The sequence below is a fragment of the Exiguobacterium sp. s142 genome, assembly GCF_018618455.1.
Taxonomy (GTDB): domain Bacteria; phylum Bacillota; class Bacilli; order Exiguobacteriales; family Exiguobacteriaceae; genus Exiguobacterium; species Exiguobacterium aurantiacum_A.
The window spans coordinates 58,209-83,571 of the sequence record NZ_JACSMB010000007.1 but is presented as its reverse complement, the minus strand read 5'-3'; the positions used below and the strand labels follow the sequence as shown (position 1 = coordinate 83,571).

The window sequence follows — 25,363 nt, the reverse complement described above, 5'->3', positions numbered from 1 at the left end:
TGTATTCTAAGGAGGGAATTTTGATGAAAGCACCACGCGGTACACAAGACCTGCTCCCGGGCACGGTCGAGACTTGGCAGTATGTCGAAGACAAGTTACGCGACATTAGTGCCCGCTACAACTATAAAGAGATTCGCACACCGATTTTTGAAACGACGGACCTGTTCACACGCAGCGTCGGCGAGACGACGGACATCGTCCAAAAAGAGATGTTCACGCTCGTCAAAAAAGGCAAGGACGAGTACACGCTCCGTCCGGAAGGAACGGCCTCAGTCGTTCGCGCTTTCGTCACGAACAAACTGTTCGGCAGTCCCGATCAACCGACAAAGCTGTACTATATGGGACCGATGTTCCGTTACGAGCGTCCGCAAAAAGGCCGTTTCCGCCAGTTGCACCAGTACGGTGTCGAGGCGATCGGCAGCAGTGACCCGGCCGTCGACGCCGAAGTGATCAGCCTCGCCTACACGATCTACAAATCGTTCGGCTTACAAAAAATCAAAGTCGTCGTCAACTCGCTCGGTGACGCCGAGAGCCGTAACGCCCACCGCGAAGCGCTCATCCGTCACTTCGAGCCGGTCGCACACGAATTGTGCCAGGACTGTCAGACGCGCTTGCACCAAAACCCGCTTCGCGTCCTCGACTGTAAAGTCGATCGCGATCACCCGGCGATGAAGTCGGCACCGTCGATTCTCGACTTTTTGAACGAAGAGTCGAAAGCGTACTTCGACAAAGTGCTCGAGCACTTGGACGCGCTCGGTGTCGCCTACGAGGTCGATCCGACACTCGTGCGTGGACTTGACTACTACACGCACACGGCGTTTGAAATTATGTCAGAAGCAGAAGGATTCGGCGCCATCACGACGCTTTGTGGCGGCGGACGTTATAACGGGCTCGTCCAAGACATCGGTGGCCCGGACATGCCAGGTATCGGATTCGGCATCGGGCTTGAGCGACTCATCCTCGCGCTCGAGAACGAGAACGTGCTCCCTGAGCTTGCGACCGGGCTTGATGTCTTCGTCGTCGCCCAAGGCGGTAAAGACGTCGAGACGACGGCGACGCGCTTGTTGCAACTCCTCCGTATGGAAGGGTTCAAAGCCGATCGCGATTACCTCGGACGTAAGTTCAAAGGTCAATTCAAACAAGCCGACCGCTTAAATGCGGCATTCACCGTCATCCTCGGAGACGATGAAGTCGAACGCGGCTCGGCCTCGCTCAAAGTCATGGCAACTGGAGAACAAGTCGACGTGCCACTCTCGGCCGTCGCAGACAAAATTCGTGAACTATCGGAAGGAGCAGGACAATGATCGGACGCACACATATGAACGGCCGCGTGACAGAGTCACTGATCGGCCAAGAAGTACAATTGAAAGGTTGGGTCCAAAAACGACGCGACCTCGGAGGACTCATCTTCATCGACCTTCGTGACCGCACAGGCATCGTCCAAGTCGTCGTGCGCCCTGAGAACGAAGCGGTGCACAAGCTCGCGGAATCAATCCGTAGCGAGTACGTCTTAGACATCAAAGGGACCGTCCTCGAACGTGAAAACAAAAACCCGAACATGCCGACAGGGAACATCGAAGTCATCGCTTCAGAGATCAACATCTTGAACGCGGCGAAGATGACACCGATCCCAATCGGCGACGAAGCGGAAAATGTCTCAGAAGACCTTCGCCTCAAATACCGTTACCTCGACCTGCGTCGTCCGGCACTCCAAGAGACGTTCCGTCTCCGCTCGAAGGCGTCGAACACGATCCGTAACTTCTTGACAGAAGAAGAGTTCCTCGAAGTCGAGACGCCGATCTTGACGAAGTCGACACCGGAAGGCGCCCGTGACTATCTCGTCCCGAGCCGTGTCCACGGTGGCGAGTTCTACGCGCTCCCACAATCACCGCAGCTGTTCAAACAGTTGCTCATGGTCGCTGGGTTCGACCGTTACTTCCAAATCGCCCGCTGTTTCCGTGACGAAGACCTCCGGGCCGACCGTCAACCGGAATTCACACAAGTCGACATCGAGACGAGCTTCATGGACGTCGAAGACTTGATGGCGATGATGGAAGCGATGATGGGGCAAGTGATGGAAGCGACGCTCGGTCGCACAGACACACCGGCCAAGTTCGAGCGCATGACGCACGAGGAAGCGATGCGTCGCTTCGGTTCGGATAAGCCGGACACACGTTTCGGTCTCGAACTCATCGACGTCGCCGACGCTGTCACAGGCGCAGGCTTCAAAGTGTTCGATATGGCGCTCGAGTCGAACGGACACGTCAAAGCGATCAACGTCAAAGGCGAGGCCGACAAGTTCTCGCGTAAAGACATCGACAAACTTCAAGAGTTCACGGCCGTCTACGGCGCGAAAGGCCTTGCTTGGCTTAAAGTGACGGCTGAAGGCTTGAACGGACCGATCGCGAAGTTCTTCGACGAGACGTACGCACAGAAGTTGATTGAAGCGACGAACGCGGAAGCGGGCGATCTTCTCTTGTTCGTGGCGGCAAAACCAACTGTCGTCGCCGACAGCCTCGGCGCCCTTCGTGTCAAGCTCGGTCATGAGCTCGGACTCATCGACGAGTCGAAGTTCAACTTCCTTTGGGTGACGGACTTCCCGCTCGTCACGTTCGAAGAAGAAGACGGCCGCTTCTACGCCAACCACCACCCGTTCACGATGCCAAACCGTGACGACCTCCATCTTCTCGAGACTGACCCAGCAAGCGTGCGCGCGCTCGCCTACGACCTCGTCTTGAACGGTTATGAGCTCGGTGGCGGATCGCAGCGGATTTATGAGCGTGACATTCAAGAGCGCATGTTCAAACTGCTCGGCTTCACGGTCGAAGAGTCGGTCGCCCAGTTCGGCTTCTTGCTCGAAGCGTTCGAATACGGCACACCGCCGCACGCGGGTATCGCGCTCGGTCTCGACCGTCTCGTCATGATCCTCGCGGGTCGTTCGAACCTTCGTGACACGATCGCCTTCCCGAAAACGGCGTCGGCGAGCTGTCTATTGACGCAAGCACCAAGCCCGGTCGCGGACGCGCAACTCGAAGAGTTGTCAATCCGGACAGCGGTGAAAGAGAAGAAACAAGGATAAACAAAAGGAGGCTCGCCGCGGCGAACCTCCTTTTTAGTCATTCTGCTGTTCCATCTTCTTTGCGGTCCGTTGAAGTGCCAACCCGAACGCGAACAGCGATACGATCACGGCCGTCATCGTATAGACGGAGTCGGTGAAAGCGAGGTAGATGCCGAACAAACCGAGGCCGAAGCTGAGGAGGAACCAAAGCATCAACTTCGGGTGCTCCTGGAGCGCTTGTTTCATGCGCTCGGCACGTTCAGCTGGCAACCGGTCCCATCGGTCACGAGCAGGTTCGAGTTGAACACTTGGCCGTTGCTCTTCAAGACGAGCGACCGTTTGTCGTCGCGAAAGTCGATGATCATGTCCTCATCGAGAAACACTTTCGTCCAGTTCTTGATGAGGATTGGCCCGACGTTTGAATCGATCTCGACGTCTTCTGGCGTCGTCTCGGTCACGTAACGGATCTCGAAGATGCCGCTATTGCCGCAACCGCAGCCTTCCGTCTCATAAAACAAATGCATCTGTCCGTCACGGTCGCCTTTTAAGGCGTTAATGCGCTTGTTCGCGCGGTCTGTAATCTGTACGTTCATTGTTATCACTCCTTACGTCCATTATACATCGTCTGAAAAAAGATTGAAAAAGACGTGCTTCCCATTTTCCACTTCCTGCAAAAAAGCGTAAACTATTTGTTTAGAAGGGGGAAAGGAAATGATCTCACGTTTTTTTAGTTATTACCGTCCACATAAGAAGTTATTCATCCTTGATTTCACGTTCGCCATCCTCGTCGGCCTGCTCGAGCTTGGCTTCCCGCTCGCCGTGAAATGGTTCATCGACGTTCTGTTACCGGGCGGCGAATGGAACTGGATCATTATCATCAGTATCGGCCTGCTTATTCTGTACATACTCGCCATGATGATGCAGTACGTCGTCAACTATTGGGGACATAAGCTCGGGATCAATATCGAGACCGATATGCGCGAAGAACTGTTCACGCACATCCATAAGCAATCGTTCCGCTTCTTCGACAACCATAAGACCGGTCACTTGATGAGCCGGGTCACGAACGACTTGTTCGACATCGGCGAAGTGGCACACCACGGACCGGAAGACTTCTTCATCGCCATCATGACGCTGCTCGGCGCGTTCGGGATCATGTTCTCGATCAATCCGCAACTTGCGCTCGTGACGGTCATCGCCGTTCCGTTCCTCGTCATCATGATCACGTACGCCAATAAAAACATGAACAAGGCGTGGCAGAAGATGTACGGCAACATCAGTGAAGTGAACGCCCGCGTCGAAGACAGCGTCTCTGGCGCGCGTGTCGTCCAGTCGTTCACGAACGAGACGTTCGAGATCAACCGGTTCCAACAAGACAACAACTTCTATCGCGGTTCGAAGATCGAAGCGTATCGGGTCATGAGTAAGTCGCTCGCCGGGATCTATATCACGACACGGCTCATGACATTGCTCGTCCTCGTCTACGGGGCGTACTTGACGTATGAAAACGAATTGACATACGGTGAGCTCGTCGGTTTCATCTTGTATATGAACTTGCTCATCAAACCGGTCGAGAAGATCACGGCGCTCCTCGAGATGTATCCGAAAGGGATGGCCGGCTTCAAACGGTTCACAGAACTGATCGATGAGGCACCGGACATCGAGAACCGTCCGGACGCGGTCGAGGTCAGTTCACTGAAAGGGAACATCGCTTTCCACGATGTCTCGTTCGGCTACTCGGACTACCGAGAAGTGTTGACGCATATCGACCTCGACATCACGACCGGGTCGACGGTCGCCCTCGTCGGGACGAGCGGTGCCGGCAAGACGACGATCTGTTCGCTCATCCCACGCTTTTATGACGTGACGGGTGGGGCCATCACGATCGACGGGATCGACATCCGTGACATGACGAAAGAGAGTCTGCGTCGCCAAATCGGGATCGTGCAGCAGGACGTGTTCTTGTTCGCCGGGACGCTCCGCGAGAACATCGCCTACGGTAAGCTCGAGGCGAGCGACGCGGAAGTCATGCACGCGGTCGAGAAGGCACATTTGAACTCGCTCGTCGACGAACTCGAGCACGGGCTCGACACACAGATCGGAGAGCGGGGACTGAAACTGTCGGGCGGACAGAAACAACGGATTGCCATCGCCCGCATGTTCTTAAAGAACCCGCCGATCTTAATATTAGATGAAGCGACGTCCGCCCTCGACACCGAGACGGAAGCGATTATCCAAGAGTCGCTTACGGAACTCGCGGCCGACCGGACGACGCTCATCATCGCTCACCGTCTTGCGACCGTGAAGAATGCCGACCGCATCCTCGTCGTCACCGCCGACGGCATCGTCGAGGACGGGACACACGACGAGTTGAGTGCCAAAGGCGGCGTCTTCGCCGGGCTGCTCAGACGGCAGCAGCTATAACTAGTCGGACAGCCACCAGTGATTCAAGTCTTGGTGGCTGTTTTGCGTAAAATGGGTATAAACAAGCATCAGTGTGTGTGAGGAGGAAATGAATTGATGAAAGCAGTTCAAGTTATCGGATACGGTGACGTCGATCAATTACAGGTCGTCGACGTCCCGGTCCCGACACCGAAAGACGATGAGGTGCTCGTGCGCGTACAGGCGTGCGGCATCAACAATACGGAGATATGGATGCGAGAAGGGGCGTACGGGACGGATCAAGAGTCGGGCTGGCGTCCGGAGGGAGTCCAGTTTCCCCGGATTCCAGGATCAGATATTACCGGAGAAATTGTCGGAGTCGGGAATCAAGTGGATGAAGGGATGATCGGCCGGCGTGTCGTCTTGTTTCCGTTCACGTCGAGTGGGGCTGACGGTGCGGAGCATATCGCTCCCGACATGTCGTTCATCGGCTCGGAATATGACGGCGGTTATGCGGAATATGTCGTCTGGCCGGCCGAGCTTTGTTATGACATGCCGCTCGACAGTTTCGTCGACAGCGCCGTCTTCTCGGTGAGCGGGTTGACGGCGTGGCACATGAACGAGCAAATTCAAATCCGTCCTGGTGAGACGGTCGTCGTCACCGGTGCGAGCGGCGGTGTCGGCTCGTTGAACGTGCAGATTGCAGCGCACGTGTTCGGAGCGAACGTCATCGCCATCATCGGCGATTTGAAAGACGCACCGAAACTGAAAGCGCTCGGGGCGAGCCACGTCGTTTCCTATCGGTCGAAGACGCTCGCGGACGAGATTTTAGCAGCGAACGGTGGACCGGTCGATGCCGTGCTCGACGTCGTCGGGGATGCGTTGTTCGCAACGTCGCTCGATGTATTGAAGAACGGCGGTAAGTTTTGCATATCCGGATCGGCCGGGGGACAACGGACCGATCTCGATTTCCGTACGCTCTACTTGAAGCACATTACGATGTATGGATCGGTGCTCGGGACACGAGCGGAATTCAAAGCGATGCTCCAAGCGATTTCGAGCGGTCAAATCAAGCCTGTCGTCGACCGCACATTCCCGTTAGAAGAGGCCCGGGCGGCGCAAACGTATTTCAAACAGCAAGGCAAGGTCGGTAAGATCGTCCTCGTCCCGTAACAGCAAAGAGAGGAAATCGGACCCCTTGAGTCCGATTTCCTCTCTTAAATTCAGGCGATATCGGCTTTCGCCCGGTCGATGACCGAGACGAGCCGGCGGAACTGTTCGAGCCAAAACTGGAAGAACGGACCGATCAAGAAAATCGACAGCACCGTCCCGAAAAAAACGGGACCGCCGAGCACCCAGCCGATCAAGCAAGCGGAAAGCTCCATCCACGTCCGCATCATGCGGACCGACGTATTGAAACGGTCGGCCAAGGCGAGCGTCAGTCCGTCACGCGGGCCGGCGCCGTAACCGATGGCGACATACAGCCCGGCGCCCATGCCAATGACGAAGATGCCGAGAACGAGCCAGGCGATATTGAGTGCGGTTCCGTCGAGCGTCGGCAACAAGTGGTGGTCAAGGATCAAGTTCATGAACACACCGACGAAGACGGCGTTGACGAGCGTCCCGAACTGGGGTCGGATGCGGTCCAATATGTATTTGCATAAGACGAGCAACAGGCCGACGAGGAGAATGATCGTCCCGACCGAGATCGGCGTGTGCCGGGCGAGCCCGAGATGGAGCACGTCCCACGTCGAGACGCCGAGGTCGGCCGTGATCATCATCGACGACCCGAGGGCGAGCAGGAACAAACCACCCATGAACAACGCCCACTTCAAACTGATTCGTAAAGATTGTATCCATACCGCCTGCATGTTGGTCGCCTCGATTCCCTAAAATGTTCCATCATCATATCATAATTGGTTTCAAGGCAAGAAAAAAACGCCTCAGCTTGGCTGAGACGTCATTGATTATTTTTTAGGTGTTTCTGCTTTTTTTGCTTTGTTCTTTTTATAATAATTGTAGACGAACGGAGCGACCGCCGTCGCGACTTTGATGAGTGTACCAAATTTTCCTTTTCTAGCCATGTTGTTGCACCCCTTTCTCTTCTCTAAAGAGTTATATTCCACACGTTGCGGAAATGAAAACATATTTCGAACAGGTTCGACACGATTGATGGCAGATGCATCACGCATAATAGAGCCAGGAGGCGAAGGATATGAAGACGATTATTTGGTATCAGAACGATTTACGGATCGATGACCATCGGCCGCTCGAAGAGGCGCAGAAACATGATGAAGCGATCGAGGGGCATTACTTTATAAGGGAAGGCGAGCTGAACGAAAATCGGTTCGGCGTCATCCCGCTCGGGGCCAGACGGCTTCAATTTTTAAAAGAGTCGTTAGAAGACTTGGCCGGATCGCTCGATGCGCTCGGGATCCCGCTCTACGTGCATGTCGGTCATCCGCTCGACATCCTCGACCCGACAGACCGGCTGTTGTTTCAACGGTCGATCGGGTTGAACGAACGCTTGCTTGAAAAAGATGTCATCGCACGTTGGCAAGGGGAGTGGCAATCGTTCGACGGATTCACGCTGTACCCACGCACCGAAATCCCGTTTAAAAAAATGCCGTTTTTGTTCACCGAGTTCCGAAAAGCGGTCGAGGACGATGCCCGTCCTGAACAGCTGGTCGAACGGACGAGCTCAGGTCAGTCGCGTCCGCTCCCGTTTCCTGTCCCGTTCGAGCGTCCGACGCTTGACGCCCGGTCCTCTTTTCCGTTTCAAGGCGGCGAGACGTCGGGGCTGAAACGTCTGAGCGACTATTTGGCAGGTCCCGTCCGCACGTATAAAGAGACGCGGAACGGCTTTGGGGTCGACGACTCATCCAAGTTGTCGGCTTTTCTTGCCAACGGGTCGCTCTCGCCGCGGCGTGTGCTCCATGAACTAGAACTTCATGAACGACAGCACGGGGCGAACGAGTCGACATATTGGCTCTATTTTGAACTGTTGTGGCGCGAGTTTTTCCAATGGATCGCGCTCGAGCAAGGGAAGCGGTTGTTCCGTCGCCAAGGGATACGTTCGAAGGACAAGGCGTGGAAAGTGGACGAGGATGTGATTCATCGGTGGCAGCAAGGCGAGACGGGCGTCGCGTTCGTCGACGCGTTCATGCACGAGTTGAACGCGACGGGATGGATGTCGAACCGGGGCCGGCAAATCGTCGCGAGCTATTTCGCCAAAGAGCTCGGGCAAGATTGGCGCTATGGTGCGGCCTACTTCGAAGCGATGCTCATCGACTATGACGTCGCCAGCAATTATGGCAATTGGGCGTATCAGGCCGGTGTCGGCAACGATTCACGCGACCGGCGTTTCAACGTCTCACGCCAACAAGATACGTATGACCCGACGCGTGCGTTTCGTGACACGTGGATGTGACGAAACCGTCACCGGAAATCGAGGTTTCTGATTGACTTCTTTTTACAGGTAGTGCTATAGTAAGGGCAACAGATGGGATACCTGAGGTGTACGAGAGCCGCCTTCGTTATTTTGAGCCAACACTTTGAATACGGGAGATCGAACTGCCAGCCGGATCAACTGCCTCATCACGTGCAGGAGGACTTGTGAAGGGGACGCTAGATCACCCACCTGCTTAAGCAGGTTCAAAAGCAGGGCATCGTCACGGCACTCCGGGCCCCATCGATTTTATTGTAAAAACGTCGCTAGACGTCTTTTTTTTGATTATAATTCCGAGTAAAATAGTGTGAAAAAATAGTATTAATTTGGAGGAAGATTATGTTACACCAGTTTTCGCGTAATGAGTTGGCCATCGGTCAAGAAGGTATTGAAACGTTGAAAGGAAAGACGGTCGCCATTCTTGGCGTCGGCGGTGTCGGCTCGTTCGCAGCAGAAGCGCTTGCCCGGAGCGGGGTCGGTCGGATCGTGCTCGTCGATAAAGACGATATCGACATCACGAACGTCAATCGTCAAATCCACGCGCTCCTGTCGACAGTCGGACAACCGAAAGTCGAGGCGATGGGGGCGCGTCTACTCGATATCAATCCGGACGTCGAACTCGTCCAGTTGAAGATGTTTTATACGGAAGAGACGTTCGAAGAGTTCTTCGCTCAAAACATCGATTTTGTCATCGACGCGTCAGATACAATTATCTATAAGATCCATTTGATCGTCGAGTGTAAACGTCGTGGTATCCCGGTCATTTCAAGTATGGGAATGGCCAATAAGATGGACCCAACCCGGATTCAAGTCATCGACATTAAAGACACGTCATACGATCCGATCGCGAAGATGGTGCGGACGCGTCTGCGTAAACATAACATCTATAAAGGCGTGCCGGTCGTGTTCTCGGACGAGTCACCGATCGTGACGCGCGAGGACGTGAACGAGGTCGTCGGTAAGAAAGACGCCCCGATCCGTAAAGCGAAGATGCCACCGAGCTCGAACGCGTTCGTGCCGTCTGTCGCAGGACTCGTCGCCGCCGGGTACGTCGTCAATCAAATGCTCGAGACGGCTGGTGTCGAGATCAATCGCATCCAGAACTGAGAAAACGACGCCGACTCGAATGAGTCAGCGTCGTTTTTCCCAATAGTCGAGCCGTTTTTGGAGTTGTTGCTCGAAGCCACGGCTCGTCGGTGTATAATATTTAGGACGTTTCCGGGCCAAATTTTCCGGCCAGTAGTTTTGCGGGACGTACCCGTCTTTCTCGTCGTGTGGATATTTGTAGCCGGCGCCATTACCGAGCTCGCGTGCCCCAGGGCTATGCGCGTCGCGGAGATGGACCGGGACGGGACCACCTTCGACCGTCCGGACGTGATGGATCGCCTTGTCGATTGCGGTGATGACGGCGTTCGACTTCGGTGCCGTCGCAAGATAGAGGACGGCCTCGGCCATCGGGATGCGCGCTTCCGGGAACCCGATATGTTCGCTCGCCCGTGCGGCTGCGTCGACGATGACGAGCGCGTTCGGGTCACTCAGACCGATATCTTCGGCCGCGTGAACGTACAGCCGGCGCATGATAAAGCGCGGCGATTCGCCCGCCTCGATCATGACGGCGAGCCAGTACAGGGCGGCGTCCGGGTCCGAGCCGCGGATCGACTTGATGAACGCCGAGATGACGTCATAGTGTCGGTCGCCCGTCTTATCGTATTTGATGGCTTTTTGTTGGATCGACTCTTCGGCGACGTCGAGCGTGATTTGAATCTTGCCGTCGACTTCCGGCGTCGTCAAGACGGCCAGTTCGAGCGCGTTCAATAAGACACGGTAGTCACCGTCCGCCATTTTGATATAATGGTCAACAGCCGCGTCTTCGATTTCAACCGGGTAGTTGCCGAGCCCTTTCTTGTCGGCGAGCGCACGCTCAAGCACGACCCGGAGCTCGTCTTGTCCAGGCGGCTCGAGCCGAAACACGGTCGCGCGCGACAATAGCGCCGCATTGACCTCGAAACTTGGATTTTCGGTCGTCGCCCCGATCAAGACGAGCTTGCCGGCCTCTAGCGCCGGGAGCAACGCGTCTTGCTGCAGTTTATTGAAACGATGGATCTCGTCTAAAAATAAAATCGTCCGCTCTTGCTCGAAATCAAACCGAGATTCGGCTGCACGGATGACGCTCCGAAGCTCATCTAGTTTTGCCGTGACGGCGTTCAATTGAACAAACGTCGCTTTCGTATAGTTTGAAATGACACGAGCGAGCGTCGTCTTGCCAGTGCCGGGCGGACCATAAAGAATAATGGTGCCGAGCCGGTCGGCTTCGATGGCGCGGCGCAACAGCTTGCCTTCACCGATGATGTGGCGTTGACCGATGACTTCGTCTAACGTCTCCGGGCGCATCCGGTTGGCGAGCAGCCCGCTATTCGATTGTTGAAATAAATCACTCATACGTACACGTTCCTTTCGACAAACGTTTGTTCGAACAGTATAACAGAAGGAGAAACCAATATGAAAATATCTACTAAAGGCCGTTATGGTTTAACGATTATGATCGCGCTTGCCCGTGAGACAGACAACAAACCGCTCAGTTTGAAGAAAATCGCGGCGCGCCATGAACTGCCAGAACATTACTTGGAACAATTGATCGGCCCGCTCCGTAACGGCGGTCTCGTCAAAAGTGTCCGCGGTGCCTACGGCGGTTATCAGCTCGTCAAATCACCGCGCGATATCACGGCCGGTGAGATCATTCGATTGCTCGAAGGTCCGCTGACGATCGTCGAAGACTCGGAGACGGACGACGCCGTGAAGCGAAAACTTTGGGACAAGATCAAAGCGGCGATCGAGACGGTGTTAGAAGAAACAACACTCGCCGATCTCGCGGAAGAAGATTCAGAAGGCTACATGTTCTATATTTAACGATGAGGTGAACGGATATGAACTATTTTGACCACGCGGCCACGACGCCGATGCGTCCCGAGGTGCTCGAGGCGATGACTCCCTATTTTTTAGAGCAGTACGGCAATCCGTCGAGCATACATGGTGTCGGCCGGAAAGCACGGGCAGCACTCGACGCGTCACGACGGACGCTCGCGACATGGATCGGTGCGACGCCAAACGAGATCGTCTTCACGTCGGGCGGGACCGAGTCAGACAATTACGCCTTGTTCGGCGCGGCTTATGCGAACCGACATAAAGGGAAGCATGTGATCACGACGAAAGTCGAGCACCACGCCGTCTTGCATGCGATGGGGCAACTCGAGCGTGAAGGGTTCGACGTGACGTACTTAGACGTCGACGAGTCCGGTGCCGTATCGGTCGCTGCGCTTAAAGACGCGCTCCGTGACGATACGATCCTCGTCTCGGTCATGTACGGCAACAACGAGGTCGGCACGCTCCAACCGATTGCTGACATCGGGATGTTGCTAGCCGGCCGGGATACGTTGTTCCATACGGACGCGGTCCAGGTGCTCGGCACAGAAGCGATCGACGTGCACGCGCTCGGCGTCGACTTGTTGTCGGCGTCGGCGCATAAAGTGAACGGTCCGAAAGGTATCGGTTTTCTTTTTATAAAAACAGGTGTAAAATTAGCGACGCGTTCTTTTGGAGGACAACAAGAACGGAAACGTCGAGCCGGCACGGAAAACGTTCCGGGTGCCGTCGGATTTAGCCGAGCGGCCGAACTGGTCATAGCCGAACGGAACGAGCGGGTGACAGCTTACCGAGAGATGGCTGACACGTTGCTACACACGCTTGATGAACTTGGCGTCGAGTACGAAGTGAACGGGGCGAACCGCTTGCCGCACATCGTCAACTTGTACCTGCCGGGCATCGAGCTTGAGCCGTTCCTGATCATGATGGACATGCGTGGTTATGCCATTTCGAGCGGCAGTGCCTGCACGGCTGGAACGATTGAGCCGTCGCACGTGCTGACGGCCATGTACGGTCAATCTGACCGGACGAAACAATCGGTCCGCATCAGTTTTGGACTGGGCAACACGGTCGATGACGTGACACGGCTCGCCGAACGACTACATGAGGTCGTCTCGACATTTATGAACGGAGTGAGATAGATGAACTTACGAACAAAAACCCCTGAAGACACGACGGTCGTCGTCGGGATGTCAGGCGGCGTCGATTCTTCGGTGACGGCCCATCTGTTAAAAGAGCAAGGGTATAACGTCATCGGAATCTTTATGAAAAACTGGGACGATACGGATGAGTCTGGATTCTGCACGGCGACAGAAGACTATGAGGACGTCATCGCGGTCGCCAACCAAATCGGGATCCCGTACTACGCGGTCAACTTCGAGAAAGAATATTGGGACCGCGTCTTTGAATATTTCTTGGCCGAGTATCGCCTCGGGCGGACGCCGAACCCGGACGTCATGTGTAACAAAGAGATCAAGTTCAAGGCGTTCCTTGATCATGCACTCCGCCTCGGGGCCGACTTCGTCGCGACAGGGCATTACGCCCGCGTCGAGTTCGTCGACGGCGAGCACCGCCTGTTGCGTGGGAAAGATGACAACAAGGATCAAACGTACTTCTTGAACCAATTGTCGCAAGACCAACTCGCGCGGACGATGTTCCCGATCGGGCACATGGACAAAAAAGACGTCCGTGTCATCGCCGAGACTGCTGGACTCGCGACGGCGAAGAAGAAAGATTCGACTGGCATCTGCTTCATCGGAGAGCGGAACTTCAAAGAGTTCCTCGGTCAATACTTGCCGTCACAACCAGGTGAGATGCAGACGCTCGACGGGATTGTGAAAGGACGCCACGACGGGCTCATGTATTACACGCTCGGTCAGCGGCACGGCCTCGGCATCGGCGGAGACGGAGAGCCGTGGTTCGTCGTCGGGAAAGACGTCGAAAAGAACATCCTCTACGTCGGCCAAGGCTTCCATCACGACGCGCTCTATTCAGACGCGCTCTTTGCGTCACAATTGTCGTGGACCGGCTCGGCTCCTGAGGCGGAATTCCGGGCGACGGCGAAGTTCCGCTATCGTCAACAAGACGTGCCGGTAACGATCGCGCCGCTCGAAGGTGGCGAAGTACTCGTCAAATTTGATGAGCCACAACGTGCCATCACGCCAGGACAAGCCGTCGTCTTTTATGACGGCGATATCTGTCTAGGTGGGGCGACGATCGACAAAGCGTATATTAACGGGAAACAACTCGACTATATCGGATGAGGTGATGACAGTGAACGCAAACGAACAAGGCATCCAAGCGATGCAGCAAGGTGAATTTGAACAAGCGGCCAAACATTTCAACGACGCCATCGAGGCGAACCCGACGGACCCGACCGGTTACGTCAACATGGGCACACTGCTTCAAGCGATCGGTGACCATGAACGGGCGGTCGTCTTTTACGACAAGGCTCTCGAACTCGACAGTGCGTTCGGTGCGGCCCATTACGCGAAAGGCGCGCTCGCCTATGAGCTCGAACAAGTCGACTTGGCCGAGGCGTCGCTGCGACAAGCGCTTCTTTCCGGCATGAATGATGCAGACTTGCACTTCATGCTCGGCTTGACGTACAAGGCTATGGGTGACTTCGTCCGCGCGTTGCCGCGACTTCGGGAAGCGAAAACGCAAGCGCCGGAAGACGTCGAGATCACGTTCCAATACGGTCTCGCGCTCGCGCAAAACGAGCAGCTCGACATGGCGGTCGACGCACTCGAAGACACGCTCGACTTGGATGCGTCGCATACGGACGCCCGCTATAACTTGGCCATCGCCTACGCATTCCTCGGTGAGCAGGACAAGACGTACGCCGAACTCGAACGCGTACTTGAACTACAACCGGACCATGAGCTCGCGCGTGACGCGAAAGCGAAAATGGATGAATTGCTCGGAAACTGATTACGAAAAGCGCCTCTCGCTATTTTTGCGAGAGGCGCTTTTCGTCCCGTTGTCAGTTCACAAGTTCTCCGGCGAACCAGACGAACAAGTTCAACGTCGTCAACAAAAGCGTGCAGGCGAGCACAATGTAGCTCCACACGACGCGTTTCCCTGATTTAGCCCGGCGTATACCATCCGTCAAAATGAGGAAGGTCACACCGAATGAGACGAATGTTAATGCGGCAAAAGAAGTCGGGCGATCGAGCGTCGGAAACGCATCAATCATGAAATACAATACAAACGTGAGCACTCCGAGACCAATCATGAGCAGAAGAGGGAAGAATCGCATCTGGCACAACCTTTTCCATTTTCTCTCATCTTATCATGAAGAGAGAACAGTCGAAAACAGCCGTCATAGCTGTTTCGTCGTGATCTTCACCGGCTCGCCGGCAAACTCGCCGTACGCCTCGTCCATATTTTTTGTATACAGTTCGATGACGTTCTTACTCGGGTCTTTAAAGTAGGCCGAGCGCTCTTTGCCGTTGACCGTCTCGTCCTCGTCCCACGTCCGCAGCTTCGTCGGAATCGCTGCCGCCTCGAGCACTTCGAGTGCTTGATCGAACGATTTCATCGGCACAAAAAAGGCGCAATGGACGTGGGCGCCGCCTTCGTCATACAGCGTGTCCCATTCGGTCACTTGTTGCTGGCGATTTTCTTCCTCGTCTGTCGTAAAATCACGCTTCAGCCATAGACCGAGCCGCGTATTGCCGCCGACGTACAGCCATGTCGCCCATGGTTCGTTCGCCCCTTCTTGCGACGCGCTCGGTTCGGCGTCATCGCCGACCCATTGCTCGACGACCGGCAGACCGAGCTTGCCGTGCCAAAAATCGACGGCCTCGGTCATGTCGGTCACTTCTAAGACGAGTTCACATAGTCCACTGATTGGTAGCCGTTTCGTCATCATTGTTTCCTCCTTCATGGTTTCACTTCGACAGTTCCCGCTTTGATTCAACGAAAAACGTGCATAGCTTGTTTCAGGTTCGGGGAAAAGAAGGGGAACGCTAGAAAGGGGAGACATCATGCGCATACTTAGTCTATTCAGTGTCGTCGTATTCTTCATTGTCGAATGGTTCATGCTCGGACGTTTATTTACAGCGGTCGATGACCGGCTTGCCAGCGGGGAGTGGACGAACAACGTGCTGTACCGGGTCGTCATCGAGTCCGAGCGGGCGACATCGACGCTTTTGTTATTGTTTGTGACGTTCCTCGTCGTCGGGATCCTCATGCATTGGCTATTGTCGTCAAACCGGTCGTGGACCAAGACGCTCGGGACGGTCGGGGTGGCGTGGGTCGTCCCAGCACTGCTCGCGCTCACCGCTTGGTTCATCCCGAACCCGTACGTTCAACTCGTCATCATCGTCTTGCAGCTCTCGTTCATCCCGCTCATCCCGTTCGTCGGACAGACGGTACGGCTCGGTCACGTCGTTCTCAACTGGGGTGTCCACGTAGCGGCCGCCGGGCTCGTCTTCTTCATTCAACGACCGTCACTCGAGCAGCTGTTCCGCATCGAGCGGACCGAGCTATTTGATCGGCTCGAAGGATACGTCAACTCAGGTGAACTCGAACGGTTCGAGCGGTTGCTGGAGACCGTCGACTTGGAACAACTCGAACGCATCTTAAATCGGGTCGATATCGACCAATTGATTCGGCTGCTCGAGCGGCTTAACCTCGATCAACTCGAGCAAATCTTGAATCTATTCAGTTAGTCCATTTGTTCTACCGTTCGAACTCGGGCTATAATGGGGAATGGAAAACTAGCTGGAGGTGGCTCGAATGATAGCAGCACCTTACGAGTTGACAGGAAAAGTCATCCGCGTCCTGTTTCAATCGGAAGAAGAAGCGCATACCATTGCGCTCGTACGTATAAAAGAGAAAAATTTTGAGACAGACGAGACCGAAATGGTCATCGCCGGCGTCGGTGTCGGCATTGAGAAAGGCGAGACGTACAAAGCGCACGGCCGTCTCGTCGACCATCCACGGTTTGGCAAACAGATGAAAGCGGATTGGATCCGTCGCGTTGTCCCGATGACGAAGCGGGCCGCTGTCCGTTTTTTGACGAACGGATCGTTCCCAGGGATCGGCCAAAAGACGGCACAAAAAATCGCGGACACGCTCGGTGACGATTGTATCGACCAGATCGTCAAGCATCCCGATGTCTTATCGAAAATCGAAGGGTTGAAAGAAAAACAAGCCCGCGTCATCACCGAGCGGTTGAACGTCTTATACGGGGTCGACCAGCTGTTGCTGTTTTTAGCCCCGTTCGACGTGACCCCGCGACTCGCTTCGAAGATTCATAAAGAGTATGAAGGCCGCGCCATGGAGACGATTGAAAAGAATCCATACGCGCTCATGTATGACGTGCCAGGTATCGGCTTCAAGACGGCCGACGCCATCGCCGCTCACTTCGGGATTCAAGGCATCCATCCGGAGCGGATCGCGGCGGCGGTATTGTATGTGCTCGAACTCGAGCAAGGGAACGGACACTTGTTCGTCACGGCCGATCAACTCGCGAGCGAGATGCCGCGCATCATCGGCGGCGACCCGGGCGAGGCACTCAACGGCGCGCTCGAGACGCTCGTCAAGGATGAACGGATCATCGTCGAGGACGGTGTCGTCTATCATCCACGCATCTACCGGGCTGAACGAAAAGCAGCCGAAGAACTGGCCCGGATCATGTCGACATCGACGACGGAAGACGTCGATATGACGACGATCTTCGACGCGGTCGGCCGGGTCGAGGAGATGTTCTCGATCGAGTACGCCAAACAACAGCGCGAAGCAATCGAGCTCGCTTTGAAGTCCCCGCTCATGGTGCTCACCGGCGGACCGGGAACAGGGAAGACGACTGTCGTCCGCGGCATCATCCACGCCCTCAGCGACGTGTTCGATTGGAAACTCGAGCCGGTACCGAACCAACCGTTCCCGTTCGTCCTCGCCGCACCGACCGGCCGCGCCGCCAAGCGGCTCAGTGAATCGACCGGGCTACCGGCCTCGACGATTCACCGGTTGCTCAAGTTCGACGGCAGCTCGTTCCAAGTCGATGACACGAACCCGCTCGTCGGCAAAGTGTTAATCGTTGACGAGGCCTCGATGATCGATATCTTCTTGTTCCGCAGCCTGCTGCGGGCCGTGCCGAACGGGATGAAGATCTTGTTCGTCGGTGACCGTGATCAACTCCCGTCGGTCGGACCGGGCCAAGTGCTCGCCGACTTGATGGCGACCGGCGGCATCCCTGTCGTCCGGCTCGACGTCGTCCACCGGCAGGCGTCCGAGTCGAGTATCCTGCGCCTCGCGCACGCACTCAACGCGAAACAAATGCCGGACGACTTGCTCGCGGCGTTGCCGGACCGCCGGTTTTATACGGCGAACCAAGAGACGGCGCTGCAGGCGATCTGTCAGATGGCCGGCGCCGCGCTGCGAAAAGGCTATTCGCCGTTCGACATCCAAGTGCTCGCCCCAACGTATCGCGGGGTATGCGGCATCGATGGGTTGAACGAGGCGCTCCAAAACGTGTTCAATCCGAAGTCGGCAGCAAGGGAAGTAAAACACGGCAATCGGACGTACCGGAGCGGCGACAAAGTGCTCCAACTCGTCAACAACGCCGAAGAGAACGTCTATAACGGTGATATCGGCGAGATCACGAACATCTTCTTCGCCAAAGAGAACGTCGACAAAGTCGATAAGATCTACATCCGCTTCGACCAGACCGAGGTCGAATACAATCGCAGCGAGTGGGACCAGTTCACCCACGCCTATGCGATCACGATCCATAAGTCGCAAGGCTCCGAGTTTCCGATCGTACTCATGCCCGTCTTCTTCAACGGCGGCTTCCGCTCGTCGCGCAACTTGATCTATACGGCCGTCACGCGGGCGAAGAAGAGTTTGCTCTTGTTCGGCGACGTCCGGGCGCTCGAGGCGGCGACGCGGGAAGAAGAGCCGGTGCGGCGGACAAAACTCGTCGAACGGCTTGGCGGCAAGTCTTGACGTCTGGTTTCTGACATGTGATAATGACCAATAGAAAACTGAAACGATTAAAGACGATGAAGGAAATGAGTACGTCGTAACCGCCTCACCAGAGACATCTTCCTAGGCTGTGAGAAGATGGGGGTCGGTCGACCGAAGCTAGTCTGGAGTCCCCACTCACCCTGGGCGTCTCATCCGCGTTATCGGATGTTTCGAGGCACGGTAAATCCGTGCGAACGAGGGTGGTACCACGAAGCGATGCTTTCGTCCCTTTCCACAGGGACGGGCATCGCTTTTTTTTCGTTTCGTTCAGAATAAGGAGGAATTGTTGATGAAACCGCTCAAACCATTAACTGGCGCCGAGATTCGCCAAATGTATTTAGATTTCTTTAAGTCAAAAGGACACGCGGTCGAGCCGAGTGCCTCACTCGTACCGGTCGAAGACCCGACACTTCTTTGGATCAACTCAGGCGTCGCGACGCTTAAAAAATATTTTGACGGCCGTGTCATTCCGGCAAACCCGCGTATCGTCAACGCCCAGAAGTCGATTCGGACGAACGATATCGAGAACGTCGGGAAGACAGCGCGTCACCATACGTTTTTCGAGATGCTCGGGAACTTCTCGGTCGGTGAATATTTCCGCGAAGACGCCATCAAATGGGGTTGGGAATTACTCACGAGCGACGACTGGTACGGGCTTGACCCGGACTTCTTGTCGGTAACGATTCACCCGGACGACGAGGAAGCGAAACAAATTTGGCTCGAGTTAGGTGTTCCTGCTGACCGGATCATCCCGCTCAAAGAAAACTTCTGGGAGATCGGCGAAGGCCCGTCTGGCCCGAATACGGAGATCTTCTTCGATCGCGGCCCGGCGTTCGGTGACGACCCGACCGACCCGGAACTTTATCCAGGCGGCGAAAACGAGCGTTACCTTGAAATTTGGAACATCGTCTTCAGCCAGTTCAACCATGACGGTCACGGTAACTACACCGAGCTTCCGCGTAAAAACATTGATACAGGGATGGGACTCGAGCGAATGGCGAGTGTGCTTCAAGACGTGCCGACGAACTTCGACACCGACTTGTTCATGCCGATCATTCGCGAGACAGAAAAAATCAGCGGTGAGACGTATCGGGCTAACAACAGTAAAGACGTGGCGTTCAAAGTCATCGCCGACCACATCCGGACCGTATCGTTCGCGATCGGGGACGGGGCACTCCCGTCAAACGAAGGCCGCGGCTACGTGTTGCGCCGTCTGCTCCGTCGTGCCGTCCGTTACGCGAAGATGCTTGGGATCGAGCGTCCGTTCATGTTTGAACTCGTCGACGTCGTCGGCGACATCATGGTCGACTTCTATCCAGAAGTGAGTGAGAAAAAGGACTTCATCAAAAAAGTCATCAAGAACGAAGAGGAGCGCTTCCACGAGACGCTTCACGACGGCCTTGCGATCTTGAACGAAGTCGCGAAAGCACAAAAAGCAACTGGATCGAACGTGATCAGCGGAGAAGACGCGTTCCGTCTATACGACACGTACGGTTTCCCGCTCGAGTTGACGATCGAATACGCAGAAGACCACAAGTTGACGGTCGATGAGGATGGATTCAAGCAAGCGATGAACGCACAACGTGAACGGGCCCGTACGGCACGTGCTGACGTCGAGTCGATGCAAATTCAATCCGGTGTCCTCGCTGACATCACGCTCCCGTCATCATTCGTCGGGTACACGGACCTTGAGTCTGAAGCGAAAATCGTCAGCTTGATTCATAACGGCGAGCTTGCGGACGTTGTCGCGGCAGGAGAAGAGGCGCAAGTCATCCTTGACCACACGCCGTTCTACGCCGAGAGCGGCGGTCAGGTCGGCGACAAAGGCCGAATCGTCGGGACGGACTTCGTCTTGCGCGTCACGGGTGTATCGAAAGCACCGAACGGTCAAAACTTGCATACGGTCGTCGTCGATTCAGGGATCGCCAAGGCTGAGGTCGCGGTGACGGCTACGGTCGATAAAGACGAACGCCAAGCGATCATCAAGAACCATACGGCGACGCACTTGTTGCACCGCGCTTTGAAAGACACGCTCGGTGAGCACGTCAATCAAGCCGGATCTCTCGTGACACCGGACCGTCTCCGCTTCGACTTCTCGCACTTCGGTCAAGTGACAGCGGAAGAACTCCAGTCGATCGAACGTCAAGTGAACGAGAAGATTTGGGCATCGATCGGTGTCGATATCGAAGAGATGAACATCGCCGACGCGAAAGCGAAGGGAGCGATGGCGCTGTTCGGAGAGAAGTACGGGGACGTCGTCCGCGTCGTCGCGGCCGGTGATTACTCGGTCGAGCTATGCGGAGGTTGCCACGTCGCCAACACGGCTGAAATCGGGTTGTTCAAAATTTTGTCTGAGTCAGGTATCGGGGCCGGGACTCGCCGGATCGAGGCAGTCACAGGCGCTGGCGCGTATGAAGTCATGAACCAACACATCGAGACGCTTGAAGCGGCTGCGAAACTGTTGAAGACGAAACCGTTCGAAGTGCCTACTCGCGTCCAAGCGCTTCAAGTTGAAATGAAAGAGACGGAACGCGCGACCGAGTCGCTGAAAGCCAAACTTGCGAACATCGAGGCGTCAACGCTCACGGATTCGATCGAGACGTACGGCGACGTCCAATTGATCGCCAAACGTGTCGACGGACAGGATATGGATGCGCTCCGGGGCATGGTCGACGAGTTGAAAGGAAAACTTGGATCAGCCGTCATCATTCTCGGATCAGCGAACGGTGACAAGGTCAACCTCGTCGCAGGTGTGACGAAAGACTTGAACGACCGCGGTTTCCACGCCGGGAAATTGATTAAAGAAGTCGCGACTCGTTGCGGTGGAGGCGGCGGCGGCCGTCCTGATATGGCGCAAGCCGGAGGTCGTGATGCGACAAAACTAGACGAAGCATTGAAGTTTGCTTCACATTACGTTCAATCACTGGCATAATAGAATGTGAAGTGCAAACGGAAAGAGGTGGATTCTTGTGAGCCAAATGGATCGCACGATGCAATTCAATTTTCCAGAAGATGATAATCGAGCCAATACTCGAGAGACACTGATCACGGTGTATCAAGCACTCGAGGAAAAAGGCTACCAACCGATCAATCAAATCGTCGGATACTTGTTGTCAGGTGACCCTGCCTACATTCCGCGTCATAACGATGCGCGAAACTTGATTCGCAAAATTGAGCGAGATGAACTGCTCGAAGAGTTGGTCAAATCGTATTTGAACGATCGGAAAGAGGACTAATATGAAGCGAGTTATGGGGCTTGATGTCGGTTCGAAGACGATTGGGGTCGCAGTGAGCGATCTCATGGGTTGGACGGCGCAAGGTGTGGAGACGGTCTATTGGACGGAACCCGACTTTGAACAGGCTGTTCGTTTGCTCCGACCGATTATCGAGCAGTACGATGTGAAAGAAGTCGTCGTTGGTCTTCCGAAGAACATGAACGCAACGATCGGTCCTCGGGGTGAGGCGTCACAGGCGTTTGCCGCCGCCCTCACCGAGGCGACCGGTTTGCCGACGGTTCTTGTCGACGAACGTTTAACGACGATGCAAGCGGAGCGGATGCTCATTTCAGCAGACGTCAGCCGTAAAAAGAGAAAGGCCGTCATCGATAAGATGGCAGCCGTCATGATTTTACAAAATTACCTGGATCGTCCAGGGAAATAAGGAGGAACTACGCATGGCAGAAATCCGTCGTGAAGAAGAAATGTACCGTATTCCAGATGAAAATGGAGACGAGCATTTATTTGCAGAAATTTTCCGTATGACGAGCGACCGTTCGAAAAAGACGTTTGTCGTCCTCGAACCAGTCGGTAACCCGGAAACAGAAGATGAAGATACAATCGAAGTTTACGCGTTTGAAATCGAAGAACTTGAAGATGGTGAGTTCATCTTGAAACTCGTCGAAGATGATGACGACTTTGAAGAAGTGATGGAAGCGTTCGACATCGTCAACGACGAAGTCGGATTAGACTAATAAATGGACGGGCGGCTAGGGTAAACCCTCGTCGCCCATCTTCATACAGAAGAACAGGGGAGAACACGCATGAACCATCCATCGATGCCTGATGAGAAGCGTGCGCGTAGCCGGATCGTTCGACGCATCACGGTTATTATCCTTGCTGTCTTTCTTCTTGTCATCGCCACGGGCGCCGCTGTCTCGTATGCATTCGTAAAGCGGTCACTTGAGCCGATCGATCCCGCTTCGTCCGAAACGGTCGAAGTCGAGGTTCCGCTCGGTGCAGGCTCAGGTTATATTGGCGAACTACTCGAAGAGAATGGACTTGTGAGGAATAGCACGATTTTCCGTTTATACACACGGTTTAAAAATGAGTCATCGTTCCAAGCGGGGACGTATACGCTGTCGCCGTCACAGTCACTTGACGAGTTGATCGCCACGCTGAAGACGGGTAAAGTGATCGTCGTACCTGACATCAAACTCGTCATTCCAGAAGGATTCACAATCGATCAAGTCATCGCGCGGCTCGCCAACGTGGCTGAAATTCCAAAAGAAGAGATTTCGGCACAGCTGAGCGATCAGGAATATATCCGTTCACTCGTTGCCGAACACGAGATGTTGACCGAAGAAGTGTTAGCAGAAGGGATTTATCACCCGCTCGAGGGCTACTTGTTCCCGGCCACGTATGAGTTCGACAAAGGTGTCACGCTCACACAAATCATCGATGAGATGCTTAAGCCGACCGAACAGCTTTATCTCGAGTATGCTGATACTGTCGAGGCGTCAGGACGTACGTTCCACGAGACGCTCGCCCTCGCTTCCGTCATCGAAAAAGAAGCGGTATCGACAGAAGACCGTCAAGAGATTGCCGGCGTGTTTGAGAACCGGCTTGCGGACGGGATGAAGTTGCAGTCCGACCCGACCGTTTGGTACGGAACGGGTGAGACGTCAATTTTCACGTCGTTCAATGATTTGCAAAACGATTCACTGTATAACACATACCGTTACGCAGGGATCCCGATTGGTCCGATTGCCTCGGTCAGTCGTGATGCGTTCGTAGCGACGCTCAACCCGAACGATACAGACAACGTTTATTTCTACGCACGGCCGCCTCGCGAAGGTTTCCCTAGCGGAGAAGTTCTGTTTGAAGTGACATATGAGGCACATCAACAGAACGTCAACAAATATCGCCCCGAATGGGAAGCGTTCGAAGAAGCGAACAACTGATAGATATGCGACCGGAGGCCTTGGCTTCCGGTCGTTTGAATGAATAGAGAGTAAGAGGTGTAAGACGTGGAACATTCATCCTATGAAGGATACGTGGAGGACTTGATTTTAAACCGGTCACCGCTCTTAGCGGAGATGGAAGAGTTTGCGCGCGTTCATCACGTGCCGATCATGGACTTGACCGGCTCAGAGGTGTTATTATCGTTACTCGCGATGCAACGGCCGCAGCGTATACTTGAAGTCGGGACGGCGATCGGATACAGTGCGATCCGCATGGCTGAGCTGTTGCCAGAGGCCGAGATCGTCACAATCGAACGCAACGCACGTCGTTACGAGGAAGCGCTCGGCTTTATCGGACGGTCGGACGTCTCGGACCGGATCACCGTCATTCACGGCGATGCGGTCGAACTGATTGGGTCGATCGAAGGACCGTTTGATGCGGTTTTCATCGATGCAGCCAAAGGCCAATATCAAAAATTCTTTGATGGGTATGGCGCTTTAGTACCAATTGGTGGTACTATTTACAGCGATAATTTGTTTTTGAGAGGAGACGTCCTGCTCGAAGACGTGTCAGTTCTTGACCGTCGGAGACGCCGGCTCGTCCGTCTCGTAAAACAGTTTACTGAGCAATTGATGGCACGGACCGATTATCACACCGCGATTTTGCCTCTCGGTGATGGCCTAGCAATCAGTCGTAAATTACGATGAGGAGGATTTAACTTTGATGCAACATAAACCCGTCATTATCGGTGTGGCCGGTGGGACTGGATCTGGAAAGACGACCGTCGCCCGTGCACTCGTGGATGCGTTCAAAGGACAATCGGTCGTCATGATCGAGCAAGATGCCTACTATAAAGACCAGTCAGAAATGACGATGGAAGAGCGATATAAGACGAACTATGACCACCCGTTCGCATTCGACAACGATTTGTTGATCGAACAGATCAAGCAGTTGCAAAATCATCAAGCGATCGAGAAGCCGGTTTACGATTATGCGGCCCATACACGTTCGGACGAGACGATTTTGATCCAACCGGTCGACGTCGTCATCGTCGAAGGGATTTTAGCACTCGAGGACGACCGTCTTCGTGAGTTGATGGATATTAAAGTGTTCGTCGACACAGACGCCGACGTCCGGATTTTACGCCGGATGCAACGCGATCTTAACGAGCGGGGACGCTCGATCGATTCGGTCGTCGCCCAATATACGAACGTCGTCCGTCCGATGCACTTGCAATTTTGCGAGCCGACGAAGCGTTACGCGGACATCATCGTCCCTGAAGGCGGCGAGAATTTTGTCGCCATCGATCTGCTCGTGACGAAGATCCGCTGGGTGCTCACGGAACGCAATCGGGCCTACTAAAATAAATCGTTTTCAATTCTGATTTGCTGTAATATA

25 protein-coding genes and 1 other RNA gene are annotated in these 25,363 nt (G+C 54.7%); 20 read left to right on the top strand and 6 right to left on the bottom strand.

The annotated features are described in order from the left end of the window. Window positions 1-23: 23 nt before the first annotated feature. Both hisS and aspS read left to right on the top strand, forming a co-directional pair. Window positions 24-1,304 carry a histidine--tRNA ligase gene (gene hisS / locus KNP77_RS08495; protein WP_131489889.1) on the top strand — a complete coding sequence of 427 codons (1,281 nt, stop codon included), beginning with the start codon at window positions 24-26 and terminating at the stop codon, window positions 1,302-1,304. After that, complete coding sequence (aspS, locus tag KNP77_RS08490; protein ID WP_131489888.1) at window positions 1,301-3,079, top strand: aspartate--tRNA ligase; 1,779 nt, start codon at window positions 1,301-1,303, stop codon at window positions 3,077-3,079. Before hisS ends, aspS begins: the two co-directional genes overlap by 4 nt. A gap of 33 nt (window positions 3,080-3,112) precedes the next feature. Here aspS and KNP77_RS08485 read toward each other — a convergent pair whose 3' ends face one another. Beyond that, complete coding sequence (locus KNP77_RS08485) at window positions 3,113-3,304, bottom strand: hypothetical protein (protein WP_214890060.1); 192 nt, start codon at window positions 3,302-3,304, stop codon at window positions 3,113-3,115. Further along, on the bottom strand, window positions 3,301-3,651 hold the full coding sequence (locus tag KNP77_RS08480) for an iron-sulfur cluster biosynthesis family protein (protein ID WP_214890058.1): 351 nt from the start codon (window positions 3,649-3,651) through the stop codon (window positions 3,301-3,303). Before KNP77_RS08480 ends, KNP77_RS08485 begins: the two co-directional genes overlap by 4 nt. Window positions 3,652-3,769: 118 nt before the next feature. Between KNP77_RS08480 and KNP77_RS08475 the strand changes: the two genes are divergently transcribed. Together KNP77_RS08475 and KNP77_RS08470 are read left to right on the top strand one after the other, a co-directional pair. Beyond that, complete coding sequence (locus tag KNP77_RS08475; RefSeq protein WP_131465443.1) at window positions 3,770-5,482, top strand: ABC transporter ATP-binding protein; 1,713 nt, start codon at window positions 3,770-3,772, stop codon at window positions 5,480-5,482. Between the two features lie 96 nt (window positions 5,483-5,578). Continuing rightward, a complete protein-coding gene (locus KNP77_RS08470; RefSeq protein WP_131457346.1) occupies window positions 5,579-6,613 on the top strand; it encodes a zinc-binding dehydrogenase in 1,035 nt (344 codons plus the stop codon). Window positions 6,614-6,663: 50 nt separating this feature from the next. Here the strand turns inward: KNP77_RS08470 and KNP77_RS08465 are convergent, their stop codons facing one another. Next, window positions 6,664-7,311 carry a YczE/YyaS/YitT family protein gene (locus tag KNP77_RS08465; RefSeq protein ID WP_070327662.1) on the bottom strand — a complete coding sequence of 216 codons (648 nt, stop codon included), beginning with the start codon at window positions 7,309-7,311 and terminating at the stop codon, window positions 6,664-6,666. 344 nt (window positions 7,312-7,655) lie between these two features. Here KNP77_RS08465 and KNP77_RS08460 point away from each other — a divergent pair, with 344 nt between their 5' ends. The 3 genes from KNP77_RS08460 (at window position 7,656) to KNP77_RS08450 (ending at window position 9,995) form a co-directional block, all read left to right on the top strand. After that, window positions 7,656-8,870, top strand: coding sequence for a DASH family cryptochrome (locus KNP77_RS08460; RefSeq protein ID WP_214890056.1), 1,215 nt, complete (start codon window positions 7,656-7,658; stop codon window positions 8,868-8,870). 75 nt (window positions 8,871-8,945) lie between these two features. After that, window positions 8,946-9,132, top strand: a non-coding RNA gene (gene ssrS / locus KNP77_RS08455) — 6S RNA. 95 nt (window positions 9,133-9,227) lie between these two features. Then, window positions 9,228-9,995 carry a tRNA threonylcarbamoyladenosine dehydratase gene (locus tag KNP77_RS08450; RefSeq protein ID WP_131465437.1) on the top strand — a complete coding sequence of 256 codons (768 nt, stop codon included), beginning with the start codon at window positions 9,228-9,230 and terminating at the stop codon, window positions 9,993-9,995. A 24-nt stretch (window positions 9,996-10,019) separates the two neighbouring features. Here KNP77_RS08450 and KNP77_RS08445 read toward each other — a convergent pair whose 3' ends face one another. Beyond that, on the bottom strand, window positions 10,020-11,327 hold the full coding sequence (locus tag KNP77_RS08445) for a replication-associated recombination protein A (protein ID WP_214890054.1): 1,308 nt from the start codon (window positions 11,325-11,327) through the stop codon (window positions 10,020-10,022). A gap of 60 nt (window positions 11,328-11,387) precedes the next feature. Between KNP77_RS08445 and cymR the strand changes: the two genes are divergently transcribed. From cymR to KNP77_RS08425, 4 genes are read left to right on the top strand one after another with little or no spacing between them, the layout of a single operon-like run. Beyond that, the gene (cymR, locus tag KNP77_RS08440; RefSeq protein ID WP_131465435.1) at window positions 11,388-11,795 is read left to right on the top strand and encodes a cysteine metabolism transcriptional regulator CymR; all 408 of its coding nucleotides are present in this window, start codon (window positions 11,388-11,390) and stop codon (window positions 11,793-11,795) included. A 17-nt stretch (window positions 11,796-11,812) separates the two neighbouring features. After that, window positions 11,813-12,949, top strand: coding sequence for a cysteine desulfurase family protein (locus tag KNP77_RS08435; protein ID WP_214890051.1), 1,137 nt, complete (start codon window positions 11,813-11,815; stop codon window positions 12,947-12,949). Further along, entirely contained in the window at window positions 12,950-14,071 is a 1,122-nt protein-coding gene (gene mnmA / locus KNP77_RS08430; protein ID WP_214890048.1) for a tRNA 2-thiouridine(34) synthase MnmA, read from the top strand. It abuts the gene before it with no gap. A 4-nt stretch (window positions 14,072-14,075) separates the two neighbouring features. Then, window positions 14,076-14,741 (top strand): tetratricopeptide repeat protein, encoded by a 666-nt coding sequence (locus KNP77_RS08425; protein ID WP_214890046.1) that lies wholly within the window; start codon window positions 14,076-14,078, stop codon window positions 14,739-14,741. Between the two features lie 52 nt (window positions 14,742-14,793). On the opposite strand, the gene KNP77_RS08420 is transcribed toward KNP77_RS08425, so the two are convergent. After that, window positions 14,794-15,045: a hypothetical protein gene (locus KNP77_RS08420; protein ID WP_131440876.1), complete on the bottom strand. Its 252-nt coding sequence runs from the start codon at window positions 15,043-15,045 to the stop codon at window positions 14,794-14,796. An 87-nt stretch (window positions 15,046-15,132) separates the two neighbouring features. Continuing rightward, a complete protein-coding gene (locus KNP77_RS08415) occupies window positions 15,133-15,681 on the bottom strand; it encodes a VOC family protein (protein ID WP_251138998.1) in 549 nt (182 codons plus the stop codon). 118 nt (window positions 15,682-15,799) lie between these two features. On the opposite strand from KNP77_RS08415, the gene KNP77_RS08410 reads away from it, so the two are divergent. The 9 genes from KNP77_RS08410 to udk all read left to right on the top strand — a co-directional run bounded on the left by KNP77_RS08410 (window position 15,800) and on the right by udk (window position 25,327). After that, window positions 15,800-16,486, top strand: a complete 687-nt coding sequence (locus KNP77_RS08410; RefSeq protein WP_131465427.1) for a magnesium and cobalt transport protein CorA — start codon at window positions 15,800-15,802, stop codon at window positions 16,484-16,486. Window positions 16,487-16,553: 67 nt separating this feature from the next. Further along, window positions 16,554-18,764 carry an SF1B family DNA helicase RecD2 gene (recD2, locus tag KNP77_RS08405; protein ID WP_201739225.1) on the top strand — a complete coding sequence of 737 codons (2,211 nt, stop codon included), beginning with the start codon at window positions 16,554-16,556 and terminating at the stop codon, window positions 18,762-18,764. A 310-nt stretch (window positions 18,765-19,074) separates the two neighbouring features. Next, window positions 19,075-21,717: an alanine--tRNA ligase gene (alaS, locus tag KNP77_RS08400; protein ID WP_214890039.1), complete on the top strand. Its 2,643-nt coding sequence runs from the start codon at window positions 19,075-19,077 to the stop codon at window positions 21,715-21,717. Between the two features lie 37 nt (window positions 21,718-21,754). Further along, window positions 21,755-22,021 carry an IreB family regulatory phosphoprotein gene (locus tag KNP77_RS08395; protein WP_035386073.1) on the top strand — a complete coding sequence of 89 codons (267 nt, stop codon included), beginning with the start codon at window positions 21,755-21,757 and terminating at the stop codon, window positions 22,019-22,021. 1 nt (window position 22,022) lies between these two features. Further along, window positions 22,023-22,445, top strand: a complete 423-nt coding sequence (ruvX, locus tag KNP77_RS08390) for a Holliday junction resolvase RuvX (RefSeq protein ID WP_070327649.1) — start codon at window positions 22,023-22,025, stop codon at window positions 22,443-22,445. Between the two features lie 13 nt (window positions 22,446-22,458). Further along, on the top strand, window positions 22,459-22,755 hold the full coding sequence (locus KNP77_RS08385; protein WP_024369916.1) for a DUF1292 domain-containing protein: 297 nt from the start codon (window positions 22,459-22,461) through the stop codon (window positions 22,753-22,755). A gap of 69 nt (window positions 22,756-22,824) precedes the next feature. Further along, window positions 22,825-23,964, top strand: coding sequence for an endolytic transglycosylase MltG (mltG, locus tag KNP77_RS08380; protein WP_131465423.1), 1,140 nt, complete (start codon window positions 22,825-22,827; stop codon window positions 23,962-23,964). Window positions 23,965-24,030: 66 nt separating this feature from the next. Continuing rightward, window positions 24,031-24,672, top strand: a complete 642-nt coding sequence (locus tag KNP77_RS08375; protein WP_131465421.1) for an O-methyltransferase — start codon at window positions 24,031-24,033, stop codon at window positions 24,670-24,672. A 16-nt stretch (window positions 24,673-24,688) separates the two neighbouring features. After that, window positions 24,689-25,327 carry a uridine kinase gene (gene udk, locus KNP77_RS08370; protein WP_070327647.1) on the top strand — a complete coding sequence of 213 codons (639 nt, stop codon included), beginning with the start codon at window positions 24,689-24,691 and terminating at the stop codon, window positions 25,325-25,327. The last annotated feature ends 36 nt before the right edge of the window (window positions 25,328-25,363 follow it).